At 47.5% G+C, this 16,096-nt stretch carries 16 protein-coding genes; 1 reads left to right on the top strand and 15 read right to left on the bottom strand.

Annotation, left to right across the window (positions count from 1 at the left end):
• Nucleotides 1-45: 45 nt before the first annotated feature.
• The 6 genes from JOD02_RS02880 to JOD02_RS02855 all read right to left on the bottom strand — a co-directional run bounded on the left by JOD02_RS02880 (nucleotide 46) and on the right by JOD02_RS02855 (nucleotide 5,329).
• The gene (locus JOD02_RS02880) at nucleotides 46-819 is read right to left on the bottom strand and encodes an alpha/beta hydrolase (protein ID WP_204486760.1); all 774 of its coding nucleotides are present in this window, start codon (nucleotides 817-819) and stop codon (nucleotides 46-48) included.
• A 210-nt stretch (nucleotides 820-1,029) separates the two neighbouring features.
• Entirely contained in the window at nucleotides 1,030-1,554 is a 525-nt protein-coding gene (locus JOD02_RS02875) for a YhcN/YlaJ family sporulation lipoprotein (RefSeq protein ID WP_204486758.1), read from the bottom strand.
• 153 nt (nucleotides 1,555-1,707) lie between these two features.
• The gene (gene mtnA, locus JOD02_RS02870; RefSeq protein ID WP_204487330.1) at nucleotides 1,708-2,745 is read right to left on the bottom strand and encodes an S-methyl-5-thioribose-1-phosphate isomerase; all 1,038 of its coding nucleotides are present in this window, start codon (nucleotides 2,743-2,745) and stop codon (nucleotides 1,708-1,710) included.
• 203 nt (nucleotides 2,746-2,948) lie between these two features.
• A complete protein-coding gene (locus tag JOD02_RS02865) occupies nucleotides 2,949-3,728 on the bottom strand; it encodes an S-methyl-5'-thioadenosine phosphorylase (protein WP_204487328.1) in 780 nt (259 codons plus the stop codon).
• A gap of 282 nt (nucleotides 3,729-4,010) precedes the next feature.
• The gene (locus JOD02_RS02860) at nucleotides 4,011-4,646 is read right to left on the bottom strand and encodes an SGNH/GDSL hydrolase family protein (protein WP_204486757.1); all 636 of its coding nucleotides are present in this window, start codon (nucleotides 4,644-4,646) and stop codon (nucleotides 4,011-4,013) included.
• 44 nt (nucleotides 4,647-4,690) lie between these two features.
• Nucleotides 4,691-5,329 (bottom strand): LysE family transporter, encoded by a 639-nt coding sequence (locus JOD02_RS02855; protein ID WP_204486755.1) that lies wholly within the window; start codon nucleotides 5,327-5,329, stop codon nucleotides 4,691-4,693.
• Between the two features lie 168 nt (nucleotides 5,330-5,497).
• Between JOD02_RS02855 and JOD02_RS02850 the strand changes: the two genes are divergently transcribed.
• Nucleotides 5,498-5,701: a hypothetical protein gene (locus JOD02_RS02850; RefSeq protein ID WP_204486753.1), complete on the top strand. Its 204-nt coding sequence runs from the start codon at nucleotides 5,498-5,500 to the stop codon at nucleotides 5,699-5,701.
• A 97-nt stretch (nucleotides 5,702-5,798) separates the two neighbouring features.
• Here JOD02_RS02850 and JOD02_RS02845 read toward each other — a convergent pair whose 3' ends face one another.
• From JOD02_RS02845 to rsxC, 9 genes are all read right to left on the bottom strand, one after another.
• On the bottom strand, nucleotides 5,799-6,458 hold the full coding sequence (locus tag JOD02_RS02845; protein ID WP_204486751.1) for an endonuclease III domain-containing protein: 660 nt from the start codon (nucleotides 6,456-6,458) through the stop codon (nucleotides 5,799-5,801).
• 133 nt (nucleotides 6,459-6,591) lie between these two features.
• Nucleotides 6,592-8,301 carry a DNA methyltransferase gene (locus JOD02_RS02840; protein ID WP_204486749.1) on the bottom strand — a complete coding sequence of 570 codons (1,710 nt, stop codon included), beginning with the start codon at nucleotides 8,299-8,301 and terminating at the stop codon, nucleotides 6,592-6,594.
• 165 nt (nucleotides 8,302-8,466) lie between these two features.
• Nucleotides 8,467-10,071, bottom strand: coding sequence for a mannitol dehydrogenase family protein (locus JOD02_RS02835; protein ID WP_204486748.1), 1,605 nt, complete (start codon nucleotides 10,069-10,071; stop codon nucleotides 8,467-8,469).
• Between the two features lie 225 nt (nucleotides 10,072-10,296).
• Nucleotides 10,297-11,286 carry an RnfABCDGE type electron transport complex subunit B gene (gene rnfB, locus JOD02_RS02830; protein WP_204486746.1) on the bottom strand — a complete coding sequence of 330 codons (990 nt, stop codon included), beginning with the start codon at nucleotides 11,284-11,286 and terminating at the stop codon, nucleotides 10,297-10,299.
• A gap of 16 nt (nucleotides 11,287-11,302) precedes the next feature.
• Complete coding sequence (gene rsxA / locus JOD02_RS02825) at nucleotides 11,303-11,890, bottom strand: electron transport complex subunit RsxA (RefSeq protein ID WP_204486740.1); 588 nt, start codon at nucleotides 11,888-11,890, stop codon at nucleotides 11,303-11,305.
• A 198-nt stretch (nucleotides 11,891-12,088) separates the two neighbouring features.
• Nucleotides 12,089-12,682: an RnfABCDGE type electron transport complex subunit E gene (locus JOD02_RS02820; RefSeq protein WP_204486739.1), complete on the bottom strand. Its 594-nt coding sequence runs from the start codon at nucleotides 12,680-12,682 to the stop codon at nucleotides 12,089-12,091.
• On the bottom strand, nucleotides 12,679-13,266 hold the full coding sequence (locus JOD02_RS02815) for an RnfABCDGE type electron transport complex subunit G (protein ID WP_204486737.1): 588 nt from the start codon (nucleotides 13,264-13,266) through the stop codon (nucleotides 12,679-12,681). The genes JOD02_RS02820 and JOD02_RS02815 overlap by 4 nt, the downstream gene beginning before the upstream one ends.
• Nucleotides 13,259-14,233, bottom strand: a complete 975-nt coding sequence (locus JOD02_RS02810) for an RnfABCDGE type electron transport complex subunit D (protein WP_204486735.1) — start codon at nucleotides 14,231-14,233, stop codon at nucleotides 13,259-13,261. The genes JOD02_RS02815 and JOD02_RS02810 overlap by 8 nt, the downstream gene beginning before the upstream one ends.
• Nucleotides 14,234-14,440: 207 nt before the next feature.
• Nucleotides 14,441-15,778 (bottom strand): electron transport complex subunit RsxC, encoded by a 1,338-nt coding sequence (gene rsxC / locus JOD02_RS02805; RefSeq protein WP_204486733.1) that lies wholly within the window; start codon nucleotides 15,776-15,778, stop codon nucleotides 14,441-14,443.
• Between the last annotated feature and the right edge of the window lie 318 nt (nucleotides 15,779-16,096).

Genomic DNA, 16,096 nt, shown 5'->3' with positions numbered 1-16,096 from the left:
CAACAGTCGGTATTTGGGACAGCCTAAGGAAAACCGGAATACAACTTACACATGGCTCTTTAAAAACTCAACCGTCTTCTCAATTACCTCCTGTTCCCATTCCCATTTATTAAACGTGTGATCGGCTCCTTCTATCACATGTAGTTTAGCTCTATCTCCGTAAACTTCCAGATATCTGTAGGATGTCTTTAGAGGTACGGCCTCATCCCTGTCTCCGTGCAAAATCAATACTCGTTTATCATAAGGAGCAGCTACGCTAAATATATCAAGTGACAATACATCCTCTATAAACCCTTTGCCTACAAGGTTACCACCCAGGTCAAAATACTCCATAGAGCCTATATTCACCCCGGCTGCTTGGATCTGTTTTATCCTCTCTTGAATGAGCTGGCCCATATTGCCAGCCGGAGCCCACAGACAAAGGGCCGCAATATCTTGCGGATGTCGCCCTGCCAGCATGCTGGCCACTGCACCACCCATGCTCAAACCCACTGCAAAAATTTTGTCTTTGTCCACAAACTCCAGGCTTTTAGCATAATTTAAAATGGCTTCTGCATCGTCAAGTTCTCCCGAAAGCGTCATATCCTTAAACTCGCCATCGCTTTCTCCGCTTCCTAGAAAATCAAACCTCAAACTGGCAATACCCGCCTGCTCCAGCCGCCTGGACAGCTTGACAAATATAAAGTGAGGTTCCATCTTGTTACCGGTAAAACCGTGGAAGATCAGAGCCATAGGAAGTTTCCCTGTCACATTATCGGGCTTGTGCAACATCCCCCTTAATGTCATACCATTTTTATGTAATTCAACAGCCTTTTGCATAAAAACTACCTCCCTATAATTTGTTTTGTTAATCCTTGAAACAACTCTCCGTTTACCAAACAATAACATCTGGTTTATTAAAAAGTATACTATATTTGCCCGGTTAATTACTACAATTTGGTTGCATTTTTATTTTATCATTTTATCATACAATTTTCCAGGTAAAAAACGTCAAAATAAGTAAGGGACAGGGCCATGCAGCCCTATCCCTTACTTGGGCTGTATCCTGTTAAGCAGCTCATTAATCTCCTTAACGAAACCAGACAGCGGCCTACCTCGCCCTATGTCCTTGAAAATGTCCCGTATACGGCTCACCAGGTCAGGGTCAGCAGTAACAGCAACTCTCCTAATCCTAGTATCAGTCTTTTTGACCATCTGATCGATCTTTTTCTTTATCTCGTCGGTCATTTTGCCCTTGTACTGCTCGCTAAACTGCACACCTATAATTGCGGTATTACCACTTATGACACAAGTAGCCGACTCAATCTCTTTAAGGTCAGCCACATTATCAGCAATGCGGCGTGCCCTGTTCACATACTGCCTGTTATCAACCCTTGTAGGTGTGACATTAGGCGCAGGCGGAGTAGTAGGCGTCCTAGGTGGTGCAGTCCAGCGGGTTGTGCGTGGCACATTCTGAGCGTTTGGCCGCGGCGCAGTCCTTTGAGTGCATGAAACAGAAAACATTAAAACCAGTAACGCACAGGCAAACAAAACAAGGGATCTTATCAATTTCATGTTTATCGCCTCCTTGTTTTTAGTTTGCCTGCTATACTGGTTTTTATTTGATGAAATATAATGCAAACCTGTATAAAGCTGTTATATGCCGTATTTTTCTAATGAAGGCTTAAATACACCAAAATCAGCCTTCTTCATTTACTTACCGTACTTTCACTTATCATTTAAAAGTTTTTTTAAATTTTGTTCATAAGGAGGATAGACAATTCCAACATCAGTAATTATAGCGGTTACATATTGATTTGGCGTTACATCAAAAGCCGGGTTGGCCACCTTTACCCCCTGAGGCGCAATACGTATCCCCCCTATATGAGTAACCTCTCGTTCATCCCTTTCTTCAATAGGTATATCCTCACCACTTTTTAGCGAAAGGTCAAAGGTAGATACCGGAGCTGCCACATAAAACGGGATCCGGTTTTCTTTTGCCAACACCGCTAGGGTATAGGTGCCTATCTTATTTGCCACATCCCCATTGGCGGCAATTCTATCGGCACCAACGATGACAGCCGATATAACACCTTTCTTCATAAAATACCCCGCCATGCTATCGGTGATCAAGGTAACCGGTATGCCTTCCTCCATAAGTTCCCAGGCAGTCAGCCTTGCTCCCTGTAGATAGGGACGAGTCTCGTCGGCATATACCGAAATCTTTTTGCCCGCCTCGTGGGCCGCCCGTATAACTCCCAGTGCAGTACCATAGCCTACAGTAGCCAGAGCTCCGGCATTGCAGTGTGTCAGCACCACATCGCCATCTTTCAAAAGCTGCTGACCAAAACGGCCTATCCTGCGGTTTGTCTCAACATCCTCCTGTGCCATTTTGTCAGCCTCTTTAAGCAGCATATCCTTGATGTCCCCAACCGGCCTGTACCTGTTATCATAAGCCACCTTCAGCATCCGCTCTATGGCCCAGAAAAGGTTGACAGCCGTGGGACGCGTATTTTTAAGCACCTGCGCTACCGCTTCAACGTGTTTTAAAAACCCTTCCACATAATTCCCTTTATATTCTGCAGCGCCCAAAACTATGCCATAAGCCGCCGAAACTCCGATAGCAGGCGCTCCTCGTACAATCATCTCCTTTATGGCTTTCGCCACATCCTGATACGTGAAACACTCTACGTATTTTTTTTCATGTGGAAGAATAGTTTGATCAAGAAGGTACAGTCTATCGTTTTTCCATTCAATAGGCCTGATGGTTGTTCCCTCCTTGTTCTTGTTATCTTCACCTTTTCTTACTGACACGTGGAGGCTCAATCTCTTGGTACAATAGCTTTTATCATATTCCCTGTCTGGAAACCATGAAATAACTTTTTCATCTGATTGCACTCATGAGCAAGCTATAACAACAAGGCAATATCTGGATGGAGCATTACAGGTCTTCTCATTAAAAGACTAAATCACTTGCAGCAGTCACACTCGACGTTTACGTCCATCTTCTCAATCATGGCCATTATGAGGTTCCTCACCTTATCGTTATTTTCCTTAAAGACCCTAAAGACCTCTTCTTCGGTCACAGGAGCTATATCGTCGCGCCCTTCAAGCCCTGCATCATAATCGGTAATTAGGGCAATGTTTACATAACACATGCCCAGTTCCCGTGCCAAAATCACCTCTGGATACTGGGTCATGTTTATGACTTCCCAGCCCATGCTGCTGAACCAACGGCTTTCCGCCTTAGTAGAAAACCTTGGCCCCTGTATTACCACCACCGTACCCCCATCGTGGATGGTTATACCCTGTTCCCTACCGGTCTCTACCGCCAGCTTGCGCAACCTGTGGCAATAAGGGTATGCCGCGCTTACATGCCTCACCACTGGCCCTTCAAAAAACGTATCCTCCCTGCCCCATGTCCTGTCAACAAACTGGTCGCACACCACGAAATCACCGGGTTTGATGTGGGGCTGTAAGCTCCCCGATGCAGTTGGTGCAATGATCTGCTTGACCCCCAATTCTTTCATAGCATACAGATTTGCCCTGTAAGGGATCTTGTGTGGCGGATATCTGTGGTCCTTTCCATGCCGTGGAAGAAAGGCTACACGTTTGTCCCCTATCCTAACCACGGCAATCTTATCGCTGGGCGCCCCGTAAGGAGTGGGAACCGTTATTTCCTCCACATCCTCTAAAAAGGAATAAAATCCCGAACCACCGAATACTCCTATATCAGCCCTGTGTTCCATAGCACTGCGGCACAAAACCTCCAACCTGTGCCTGCCTGTGCTTCCTGCACATCACCACCATAGCCGTGTCAAGTTGAAAAAACATATCCAACGCTCACAAGCCATAATGGCATCATCCTGCACAGCACAGGTTGGAAGATAAAACGCCTTCCTCCTTCCTTTTAAAATGTCAAATTCCGTTCTCTCTACCATTCATCGCAAAACTTGCTTTAAGAAAACACTTTTGCTTTAAACCAATCTCACATACAAAACAGCACAAAGCTTAAAAACTTTCGGATACCTCTAAAGTTCCGCCTTGACTGTTTGCAGCCAAGCACGGGCAATGAGCGCATGTCCCGCCCGAGAGGGATGAACCCCATCAGGTGCCCAAAACTCCGGTTCGCGTTTTGCGGCAGCTGAGGCGAAAATACCATCCAAGGGGACGTACAATGCACCAAACTCCCTGGCCAGCTCCCGTACAACGTGGATTTTGGGGTCCAGGTCCTCCCGCCACATCTTGCGGTCTTCCGGCACAGGCAGAACAAAAGGCTCGCATATAATAATTTTGGCATGCAACTTTTCGCAAACCTCAGTCAAGATCCTTCTGTATCCCGCTGCGAACACTTCTACTGGTGTGGGGTCATTGCTGTCATACCTGCGCCAGCAGTCATTTATGCCTATCAATATGGACACCCAGGAAGGATTAAGGTCTATGCAGTCACGCTGCCAACGCTCTACAAGGTCCCTTACGCGGTTACCACTTATCCCCCTGTTGATAAACCTCACCCTTTTTTCGGGATAAACGGCGTTGAACCAGGCCGCTATCATACTCGCATAACCGTTTCCCAAGTCACCATCATCACTCCTGCTTCGTCCACAATCGGTAATGCTGTCGCCCTGAAACAATACCACTGCCCCATCCTCTATCAACGTACTCATATCAACGACCTCCCCAGTGCTTATTATTGCTCGTTCAAGCACAATTATATAAGCATTTCTACTCCGCTGTACATAAAGTACAACGAAAATCCAATCAAAAATAGTCCCAACGCAAAGATTATCCAGCGATACAGACGGTCGCTCAAAACCTTCTTTCCTCTGGATATCCCCACAGAAACGGCAGAGTACCATATGAGGTCTGATAGTATGTGACCCACGTAGAAGAAGGCCACTCCCCAAAATCGCAGGACATAAGCCTGACGTATCATTTCCATACCAGTGGTAGCCCACCACATTATAAAATACGGGTTGGTGATGCTGACCACCGCCCCTGCCAGTGCCAGATTTTGAACATTCAAACAACCTTTAGCGCCATCCTGTAGGGGAACAGCGTTGTGCACAGCCGACCTTACCATGTTAAAGCCCATCCACATCAAAAACGCTCCGCCCACCAGGCCTATCAGTCCCGCCACCTTGAGGTTGGCAAAAAAATCCTTCAAACCAAATGCCATAACCATAACCAGTATAAATTCAAGGACCCCATGCCCCAACACCACTACTGGTCCAGCCACTGCCCCCTTTTTAAGGCTCCCGTCAATAGTGACGCCCATCATAGGGCCCGGCATCATGGCTCCTGAAAAACCTATTATAAGCGCACTTAAAAATATCCCCCACAGGCTCATATTTATCTCATAACCCTTTCTCCCCTTATCCTTTAAAACACCATCGAAGATATTTTACCACATTTTTACCTGGTCCGCAAAAGGGAAACTTAACAAGAATTTTAAATAAAAAATAGCGTATATGTACAGACTAACAGTACAATAATCAAAAAAGGGAAGGTGATAACCTTGGCAAAGAAAAGGCGCGTCCAAAAAGATGATATGGTAAACGACATCCTGCAAGATAAAAGCGCTTACGGAGAGTTTATATCAACCTTTCATGCCTGGACAGGCTTAGAAGGAACACACAAGCGTGGAGCAGAACTCCAGGAAAAAGGCAAGACCAAATCACAACACAATGAGCCTTACGTGGCCAAAACAAAAGAAGATTGAAAATCAGAAAAGCTCAACAACAAGGCAGTATCTTCTTTAAAACCAAAAACAGTTTATCACAAGCAATAGCAAACAACGCGTAAACAGTACAAGCAAATTAGACAGAGGGGACAAATCCGCACAAAGCCTTTAACGGACACTCCTCACATGATGGCTTTTTGGCTGCGCAATAATGGTTGCCCACCGCATCAATCTGCGCATGATACTCGTTGTAAAGCATTACATCAGGCGGAATGTGATCCATGAAAAATCTTTGAAGTTGGCCGTATTTTATATCGGCATCCACCATACCCAGCCTGGAAAATATCCTTCTCGTATAGGCATCTACCACAAATATGGGTTTCTCAGCGGCGTAAAGCAATATGCTGTCGGCTGTCTCCTCGCCTATGCCGTATATCCCCAAAAGCTCCTCCCTCAAAGGCCACAAGTCCTTGGCAAAAAAGCGCTCCAGCGACCCATCATAATTCTCCACCACATGCCTGCAGAAGGCCTGGAGTTTCTTGGCTTTTGTATTGTAATACCGGGTGGGGCGTATAAGCTGGGCCAGCTCATCAAGCTGAGCCTGAGCTATGGCTACCAGGTCCAGGAGCCCACCCTGTTTTAAATTTTTTATGGCCTGTTCAACATTTCGCCACGCAACGCTCTGGGTGAGTATCGCCCCTACCACCACCTCAAACGGCGTATCGGCTGGCCACCAGTGTCTGGGCCCAAAATGTTTATACATCCTGTAATATATATCCATCAGCTTGTGATACATGAATATCGTTACCTCCAGCCAGCACTTTCAACTGCGCTGAACTCCGATTTTTATCGATTAAGTGAATTTACAAAGTCGTGCCTCAACAGGCAACAATAGGCCAATGGCCGCTACCTGCAATCCCTGTACATAACTACAATCCCTCCATACTAAAAAACCACTGCTGCCCATACACATCCACCAAGTGCATCACAGGAGCTTGGCCGCCGCGCACAGGAACCTTCAGCTCATCATTCAGGCAAGGGGTATCAAAGCTCCTCATCGACCAGCTAGCCGCTTTGAACACGCCATCCTCCAAGTAGCCAACCGCCCAGCAATCCACAAGGTCGAGAGGCCCTAAAGGCAACTCCCTTACCATATCGCTTAAGCACTCATACCCCTGGATTTGCGGCAAAGCGTATTCTTTAAGCCGCACAGCAACATGGTGATCGTGCAGCCTGACGCACTCCACATCAATTTTTGGGGTCACTCTATATCCCATAACATTCTCGAAACGCTGGTAGTGATGAAAAAGCACCTTTACTCCTCTCTTTGACACTTCCCCTGACATTCCACCGGTATCTCCATATTTATTCTCGCTTACAATGGCACTGCAACCATCCTGGCCCACACTGACTGACCCAACATGAGCCATCAAATGCTCGGCGCCCTCACCGTTATTACACCACCGTTGTGCCTTCAAACCGTCTTCACCATAAAGGCAGTTCAGTTGGTGCACAAGTCGCTTTCTGCAAGTATGCAGCGAAAAGACACCATTGTCCACCCCTATCCATCGCCTACCCAGCCTCTGGGCTACTGCCAAAGTGGTTCCCGAACCTGCAAAAAGGTCGGCCACCAGATCCCCCGGCCTGGACGATGCCTTGATAATCCGCTCAAGCAGCGCCTCGGGCTTTTGCGTATCATACCCCGTCCTTTCGGGGTCTTTTTGGTGGAGGTGAGAGATATCGTCCCACACATCGCTGGGATATATCTTGCTGTCCTCGTAATACCGGTACTCCCTGCCTCCTGACCTTATGGACCAGAATATTCGCCCATCCTCATCCACCTGCTGTTTCATATGATTGCGCTTATCCTTCCCCCTGGCAACCCCCACCGACTCGATATCGAAATAATACTGAGGCGATTTTCTGTAAAACAGTATGGTATCGTGTTTACGGCTGAAGTGGTTTTTAGCCCTGCCACCGCTCCTATAGTGCCATATGATCTCGTTTAGGAAATTCTCCTCTCCGAATATCTCATCCAGCATTATGCGCATGTAAGCGCTGGTACGGTAGTCGATGTGCAGATACAATGACCCCTCAGGAGAAAGAAGGCGGTATACGCAGGACAGCACCTCTCTCATCATCGATAAAAAGGCATCCCTGCCCGATTTCCACAGGTCATCGTAGGCGGTATGGGTTATAATGTATGTGCGGTTTCCCCTCCACCCTTGTGCACCAACCGGCTGCTGAAATCGAAACACCTGGCCGGTCACAAAAGGTGGGTCCATGTACACCACCTGTATTTTGCCTTCATACTGTTCAAGCAACAATGGAAGAGCTTTTAGCACATCGCACCAGTAAAACCTGCCAATGACATGCTGTAAATCATGTCCGACACTGCCATATAAATCGCTGTTTACAGCGGCATTTAAACCGGTATTTGGTCCGGCATTTGAATCAGCACATAAGTAGGCATTGGAAGCGGCATACGAACCAGTATTTGAACCAGCCTTTGCACCGGTATCTACTCTGCCGTCTGTAAAACAGTCCATGCGAGTATCCATACCTGCGCAGTACTCTTCTCCTATAACATGTACCTGCCTTAATCGAACCAAATCCATCACCACATCAACTATTATCAACCATTAATTCACTTGGTAGGTAGCAAAAACACCCAAGGCATTGGGACAAAGGCAACAGTCAATCTCTACCCACCAAACGTTTCTAAAGTCCAGCAACCTTTCTTTACTCACCACTCTGCTTCTATCCAACAATCTTACAAGCCATACCCAACCCTACAAGCCGTATCACATATTTATATATTTCTCCAGCGTTTTCCTCACTGCACCCTTGCCAGCGACCAGCTCTGCAAACATGGCCTCAACCTTAGAAGCCAACCCATATTCATACAGGTTAACGCCAAATATGTTTTCGTTGGATAATATGGGTTTTAATGTTTCAGTAAAGGGTCCGGTATCTCCCAGCTTTATATCTTTCACGTAAGACTGCAGGGGCTCCAGCATGGGGTCTGGGCTGGGCGTAAAGGGATTGCCCTCATCGTCTATCCCCATGAGATACCTGAGCCAGCCCGCAAAGAAGAGCGGTATATAGGTCAATGTAGATATATCCCTTTTCTCCGTCCTGATATAAGCCTTCAGGGTCTCACCAAAACGCACCGGTATCTTCTGTGAGGTGTCGGTAGCAATCCTTTGAGGCGTATCGGGTACAAATGGATTAGGAAAGCGCTTCTCGATGACCTCCTTGATAAACTCTTGAGGATCGATTATGCCTGGATCCACCACCACAGGTAGCCCCTCTTCATACCCTACTTTCTCTATAAAAGCCTTTAAGTGTTTATCCTTCATTTCATCGGCTATGGACTTGTAGCCCAGCAAACATCCGTAAATTGCCAGGACGGTGTGAAGGGGATTCAAGCAGGTACACACCTTCATCTTCTCAACCTTGTCCACCGTCTCCCTGTCAGTGAATATCACACCGGCTTTTTCCAGAGGCGGCCTTGAGTTTGGAAATACATCCTCAATCACCAGATATTGCGCTTCCTCGGCGTTCACAAAGGAGGAAATATAGGTATTCTTTCTGGTGCACACTATGTCGGCCCCTTCAAGGCCATCAGCCTCCAGCAAGGCCTTTACCTGCTCAGACGGACGCGGCGTTATCTTGTCTATCATGCTCCAAGGAAAAGATACGAAATTGGGGTCCTCTATATAGTCCCTAAACCCTTTGTCAACAAAACCTTTTTCTACCCAGGCATCGACAAAAGCCTTCACGGCTTCATACAACCTAGTACCGTTGTGGGAACAGTTATCCATGCTCACCAGCGCTATGGGCAATCTGCCGGCTTGATACCTCTTATAGCACAGTAATGCGACCATGGCCATCAAAGTTTTTGGCTGATCCGACAGGGAGTTGAGGTCGTCAACTACCTCGGGATAGTATTCACCCCTGGCATTCTTAAGCGAATATCCCTTCTCGGTTATGGTAAAACTGACCATCTGCAGCGACGGAGAAGTAAATATCTCTACCAGCCTGTCCATATTGCCTCTGGCAGGTATGGCTTCGGCTACGCTGGCTACAACCCTCTTATCCACGCTGCCGTCAGCCCTCAAAGTAACGACTACGCTGAGGTTGTCAAATGGCGCATAGGCCTTTTCTATGATTTCCTCATCGTAAGACTCGCAGACTATGATACCTCTGTCACTGTATCCCCCTTCCAGAAGGGTCTGCTGGAGTACAGCCGGAAAAGCTCTGAATATGTTACCGGCCCCAAAATGAATCCATATGGGTTCTTTCCTGGTCTTCTCCCTTACCCTTTCGATGTCAAACTCCGGCAGCTTATAGCCTTTTTCCTCCCATTTCAGCCTGTTTTTCAAATCGGCCAAGCTAAGCTTCATCACCTTCACCCCAATTTCTTAATAAATTTAATGTATTTTTTTCGCCACTATCCAATTGCCCTAATTACCAAAGATAGTGGCCTATTTGAAACCGGTCTGGTTAACCGCTTACCTTATTGGGCAAATTAAAACTTCGCCTTGAAGATAGCACTTTACTTTCTCTTCCCGGCTTTTTATTAATCCATAGCGGAAGAAGAAAGTGCTCTTCTTCCGCATGCAAAAATTTTAATGCTCTCGGACATTTAATGAAATGGCATTCACCGGACACCGTTCAACACACTGGCCACATCCCGTACACCTGTCAGGCAACACCCTGTGCTTTTGCTCGGGCTCACCCTCTATGGCTTCAAACTTGCATACCTTCTTACAGGCGGTACAGCCTATGCACTTGTTCTCGTGGATAAAGGCCACCTTGCGCTTGGCAAAGTGAGCATATATGGCACCGGTTGGACATTTCTCAGCACATACCATACAGTTTACACACTTATCATACCTTATCCTGGCAAGATTGTCAACAAAGTCTATGGCCTCAAATTGACAAGCCTTGAGGCATAGCCGGCACCCTATACATCCCACTTTACAGTTTTCACGCACCTGTTTGCCCGGGTCCTTTGATATACACAGCACCTGTACCAGATTGGACTCAGGTATGAGCTCTATTAAATTCTTAGGGCAGGCTTCTACGCACTTGCCACACCCTGTACACTTGTCCCGGTCCACCACAGCAATACTACCGTCGGAGATGTGGATGGCATCGAAAGGACATACCTTCACACATGTTCCAAGCCCAAGGCAACCGTAGCTGCAACCCTTGGGTCCACCTGCCAGCATGGATGCTGCCACGCAATCCTGTATACCTTTGTATTGGTACTTGTTTACAGCATTGTGACAGTCACCTTGGCACAGCACATGAGCAATAACTCGTTCTTTTTGCTTGACCTCAACGCCCATTATGCTGCCGACCCTCACGGCCACAGGCGATCCCCCTACGGTACAGCCATCCACTGGGGCTCTACCCGAGGCCACAGCCTCTGCAAAACCATCACACCCTGGATAGCCGCATGCGCCGCAGTTTGCGCCTGGCAGCACCTCACGGATAGCCTCGGCCCTGGGGTCCTTCTCAACAGCAAACCTCTTGGATGCAAACGCCAAAACCGCCCCAAACAAAAACCCCATACCTCCCAGGCTGAGCAAGGACAGTAGAATCTTCTCCATATACAACAATCCCCCTTTATTTTATAAGCCCTTGGAACCCTAGAAAGGCCACCGACATCAAGCCTGCTGTAATGAGAGCAATGGGAAAACCTTTGAGTGGCTTGGGGATATCGGATAATTCCAACCTTTCACGTATTCCAGCAAAAAGCACTATAGCCAGGGTAAATCCAAGGGCAGCACCCACCCCATTGAACAGCGCCTGAATCAAATCATACTTCTCATCTATGTTTATGATTGCCACTCCCAAGACGGCACAGTTGGTGGTGATAAGCGGTAGATATACACCCAACGCCTGGTACAGCGTCGGACTGGCCTTCTGGACAACCATTTCAACAAATTGCACTAGCGAAGCTATTACCAGAATAAATATGATTGTCTGCAAATACTTAAGGCCCAAAGGTTCAAGTATGGCATACTGAACGATATAGGTAATCAGAGATGTCATGGCCATCACGAAAGTGACGGCAGCACCCATGCCTATCGCCGTTTCAACCCGCTTTGATACCCCAAGAAAGGGGCAGATGCCCAAAAACCTCGACATAACAAAATTATTTATTAGTATCGAGCTTATCAATATGACGAATATTCTACCCACGTATTCCATACCCTTTCCCCCTACACATTGCTTTTAAAACTGAACCCATTAACCGTGGTGGTAACCAAACGCATCTGCAATAGAATCTGCAACACGCCTTCGTTACCCGGTCTATCTATCGTGTAATTGGCTGGTCATAGGAGTTTCGCTCCCTCTACAGCCAATCTAAGCTCACTGAAGTTTTATTAAAAGTGGTATACCAAGGATTTATTCAGCCCTGCCAGTCAACTTGTTGAGCAGCCCCAACACCAACCCCAGGGTTATAAACCCTCCCGGAGGCAGGATCATGATGACAGCCGGGCTGAAGCTGTCTGAAAAAAGGGGCACACCAAACCAGGTGCCGGCACCCACTATCTCACGTATTGAACCCAACAAAAGCAGCGCCAGCGTAAAACCTATGCCTATGCCCAATCCGTCCATTATCGACAGAAGCACCGAATTCTTGGATGCAAAGGCCTCTGCCCTTGCCAAAATAATGCAGTTTACAACGATGAGCGGAATATATATACCCAGGCTTTTGTTGAGCTCAGGGAGAAAGGCCTGCATTACCATGCTGACCACCGTCACAAAGGTGGCGATGACCACCACAAAAGCCGGAATCCTTATCTTTTGCGATATAAAGCTTTTAAGTAGCGATATAACCAGGTTTGAACCCACCAGAACAAAGGTGGTGGCCAGCCCCATGCCTATGCCGTTTATGGCTGCAGTAGTCAAAGCAAGAGTAGGACACATCCCCAAAACCATTCTGAAAGTGGGGTTTTCATTGAGTACCCCATTGAAAAACACCTTCAAGGCCTTCATCGCTCAGCACCTCCGTCCTTTAATACCCGGCCGTAGAACTCCAGAGCAGAGTTTACGCCTTGAGTTACGGCTTTAGAAGTTATGGTAGCACCGGTTATAGCTTCCACTTGCGTGTCCTGCGTGGCTCTTCCCCTAACCACCACCAGTGAACTATCAGCCGATTTACCGGTATACTGGCTCAAAAAATCTGACTCAGTCGCTTTGGCTCCCAGCCCTGGGGTTTCTTTATGGCTGATGATGCTTACGCTTTCGATCCTGTTTTCCTTACCGTCTATACCCACAAATAGTTCCACATTGCCACCGTAACCTTTGGATACCACCCTAAAGATATAACCTACTACGTCATCTCCTGATTTACCCTGGTACACCTCAATAACATCGGGATACTCATCTTTATACTCCGATATGTCGACGGGAAGGAACTCCTGGGCATCGGGCAGTACGGCCTTTCTAGCCTCCATACTGGCCTGTTCGTTCTGCAGCCTTATGGGCTCCTCGGTAACGGCATAAGTGACGCTCAGTGCAAGAGCCGCCACAGCAGTTATTATAAACAGCTTGATGGACATCTTCACCCCCTCAGACATCAGCTCTCACCTCTCCATAGATGCGTGGCATGGTAAACCTGTCGATCAATGGAGTGGCCACGTTCATCAGCAGTATTGAATAGGTGACCCCTTCGGGATAACCACCGTACAGCCGAATAATGGTCGTGATTACTCCGCAACCAATACCCATTATTATCTGCCCTTTAGGCGTTACCGGTGAAGACGAATAATCTGTGGCCATAAAGAATGCGCCCAGGATAAGCCCACCTGAAAATATATGATATATCGCATTTCCCGTAAAAAGACCCCGTGGCCCCAAAACCCAGGTAAGCAGTGCCACAGTGCCTATGAAGCTAAACGGGATTCTCCAGTTTATTACCCTTCTCCACAGCAGATAAGCAGCACCCAGCAGAAGCGCCAGGTCTGACGTCTCGCCAAGACAACCCTTGGTACTGCCCAGAATAATGGCCCACAGAGGAGGAAGCTGCGCCTCGGTTCCCTCAAGCCCCTTAAGTATGGCAAGCGGCGTGGCCGAGCTGACGGCATCTGCCGCCGAGTTCACAATCCCATGAATGGGTTCGGCCCAGGTAGTCATGTACACCGGCCACGCTGCCAGCAATATAGCCCTGGCAGCCAAGGCCGGGTTCATGAAGTTGTGCCCTAATCCACCAAAGGCCTGCTTAACCAGGGCAATGGCAACAATCGAACCCACCACGGGTAACCACAAGGGCACGGTGGGCGGCAGGTTAAAAGCCAGCATAAGCCCCGTCACCGCAGCACTCCAATCATTGACGGTAATCGGCTTTTTCATGAGCTTTTGTACAACCGCTTCGGTTATCACAGCCGATAAAACGGATATAGCCATTATTAGAGCTGCTCTTACTCCAAAGAAGTACACAGCAACGGCTGCCGCCGGTAAAAGCGCCAGCACCACGTCCCGCATGATGCGAACCGTGGTATCCTTTGAATACACATGGGGAGAAGAAGAAACTATCAAAGAATCCATCGCAACACCCCCTGTTCATCTAAATCCCAAGGACACAATCCCAAATTAGAAGGTTGATGCATTTGTAATCCGCCTTACAAGCTGCTCCCACCCCAACAGGCGATATCGGAGACAGCCCTGCTCATCAATCCAACACAAATCAACTGCCCGGTTGCCTCAATGGCATAACAACAGCAACTATGCAATCGGAGCATGCGTACACGTCGGTCATTTAGCACCGGCTGCGCGCCTTTTCCTTTCGGTAATCACGCGCTTTGCCGTGCGAATGGATTGCACAAGCGGGCGTTTGGCGGGGCATATATACGAACAGCAACCACACTCTATACAATCCATGGCATGTAGTTTTTCGCTATTATCATAATCCCCTTTGAGAGAATAAACGCTGATAAATAGAGGCATAAGCCGCATAGGACAGGCATCTACACATTTACCGCATCGTATGCAGGGACCCGGATCAGGCGTTTCGGCCTCCTGCTTAGTGAGTACCAGGATACCCGATGTACCTTTGATAACCGGCACCTCCAAGGTGTACTGCGCAATCCCCATCATAGGCCCTCCCGATACCACCTTAGCCGGCTGACCCACCAGGCCGCCACAGGCATCAATCACATCCTTAAATAGCGTGCCTATACGCACCGAAAGGTTCTTGGGCTGGGCCACTCCGCCACCCGTCACCGTTACAATGCGCTCGATAAGCGGTATACCTGTCTTTATTGCACGGGCAATGGCAGCCGCTGTCCCAACATTATTGACCACAACCCCCACGTCCATGGGCAGTCCTCCAGATGGAACCTGTCTGCCGGTGACAGCATATATGAGCTGTTTCTCGGCGCCTTGAGGATATTTGGTCCTAAGCCGTACCACTTCAACACCTGGCATCGATGCGGTAGCTTCTGCAATAGTGCGTATAGCATCTGGTTTGTTATCCTCTATGGCGATATACCCTCTTTCGACTCCAAGCACTTTCATGATGGCCTTCAGCCCATCCACCACATCCTGCGGATTTTCCAACATCAAACGGTGGTCAGCCGTCAAATAAGGTTCGCATTCAGCACCGTTTAAAATCACAACATCTATCTTCTTGTCCTTAGGCGGCGAAAGCTTGACGTGAGTCGGGAAGGCAGCACCGCCCATACCCACAATACCGGCCTCAAAGATTAAGCCTTTAAGCTCATCGACGTCCAACGCCTCTATATCCCTTGGAACAATTGACTCGTCCAATTCATCCTTCCCATCATTTTCGAGAACTATGGCAATCCCCTGTCCCATAGTAGGATGAGGCATCTGCTTTATATCCTTTACAACTCCCGAAACGCTGGCATGAATCGGTGCGCCTACAAATCCTTTTGGCTGTCCAATCTTCTGTCCCAGTTTAACACGGTCACCTGGCTTTACCAGCGGTTCACAGGGAGCACCTATATGCTGCTGCAATGGTATATACACCAGCCTTGGCGCTTGCATCCTTTCAACTGCTTTGTCCTGCGTGCTTTCCTTTCTATGGAAGGGATGCACTCCTCCTCTAAACCCAAGCACCTTTAACCCCATTTCACACACCTTCTTCCCACAGTTTATAATGGCGCCAATGGCATGTAATTTTATCCGTCATAATGCAATATAACTTGCATTTATCATCATATATTATAACACAGGTTTTGCAAAAATGTTATACACTCTACAAGTTTATTTTTTAACAAATGGCTTGAAAACAGCATTTTAAACGACTTTGGCTGTTATATAACTATTACACATTATAGTATGTGTATTATACATATATTTCACAAAAATTAAGGAAAACTCAATGTTTTTAATAGAGATGCATGACTTTCTTCATGACACTTTACATGTTATAAATTTAGCAATCCC

This window comes from Caldicoprobacter guelmensis, from assembly GCF_016908415.1.
GTDB lineage: Bacteria > Bacillota > Clostridia > Caldicoprobacterales > Caldicoprobacteraceae > Caldicoprobacter > Caldicoprobacter guelmensis.
Note: the sequence above shows the minus strand (reverse complement) of the source record. Positions and strands in the feature narration are given on the sequence as shown.